Raw genomic sequence first — 1,170 nt, forward strand, 5'->3', positions numbered from 1 at the left:
CTAAAGCCATGTGCATTGACACAGTATTTTTTGTTTTCCTGTGGTTGCGTATTTTGTGTGGAAATGGTTTTTAACGTCAGCACCTTCTGCCCTGCCCGGCGACCGAGTGCTATCCGGTAGGTGCAGGCCGCCGATTGCAGTGGACTCAGCGCCGCGTCCGTTTCCATTTCAGCTAAGTAGCTCATCCCCTCCTCCTCAATAAGCGCGCCGTTACGGGTCAATGCTTTCATGATGCGCTGGATGATCTGGCTAAGCAGTCTTTGCAACTGCTCAGTCGTCGGTGACCGTGCGCTGTGGAATTCCGCCGCACCATTCTGGACACGGTAAACGCCGTCAAGCACGAGGCAATGCAGATGAATATTGAGATTAGCCGCCGAACCGAAGCGTTGAATAAGCGTAATCGCACCGGTTTGTGTATCAATCCGTTTCAATCCGGCCTGTTTGATCAGAAAAGTAGAGATGGCGCGGTGTATGACTTGCAATATCGATGTGAGCAGATGCGGATGGGCAGCCAACAGGTAACGCAATGGGATCGGCAGTGAGAGCACCCATTGGCGCACCGGCGCCCGGGGAATGATGTGGTCGACCAGGTGAGCAGCCGTCTGCGCCATACGCCGTCCACCGCATGAGGGACAAAATCCACGCCGCTTGCAGGAAAAGGCTACCAGTTTCTCATGGGCGCAGCTGGCACAACGCAGGCGTAAGAACCCATGGGCCAGAATACCACACTCAAGAAATGCCTCAAATTCGTCTTTAACAAAGTCAGGTAACCCTGAACCGGTTTCCGTCTCAATCTGTGCAAAGAAAGTTCCGATGTGTTCTTGCACCAACCGATACAGAGTGGTTTCTTCCGGTCGGTGCCGTTCATAGTGGAGCTGATTTTCAACCGCTGCGTGTTGAGCTGGTTGGCGCAGGTTCTTTTGGTGGAATTGGGCGCGGGGTGTGGCCGTCGACATGATCTTTGAGAACGAAAACATTTGTTCTCAAAGTATCGACCAGCTAATGCATTTCTTGAAATCCAGAGGTGTAGTCCATTGAGCAGAATGTGCCGCCACGCGGTCGGCGATATCTGGTAGCAACTCATCGATACGACTATTTGGCCGGGTTGGAAGTTTAACGAGTGTCTCTTTGAGCCATGCAGCCTGCTATGCTACAAAGCAACTACGGAAG

1 protein-coding gene is annotated in these 1,170 nt (G+C 52.5%); it reads right to left on the reverse strand.

What is annotated here, in order from left to right:
- A partial coding sequence (locus C7H79_RS17160; RefSeq protein WP_147383668.1) for a transposase zinc-binding domain-containing protein occupies positions 1 to 977 on the reverse strand: 977 nt, incomplete at its 3' end.
- Between the last annotated feature and the right edge of the window lie 193 nt (positions 978 to 1,170).

This window comes from Nitrosomonas supralitoralis, assembly GCF_003011925.2.
GTDB lineage: Bacteria > Pseudomonadota > Gammaproteobacteria > Burkholderiales > Nitrosomonadaceae > Nitrosomonas > Nitrosomonas supralitoralis.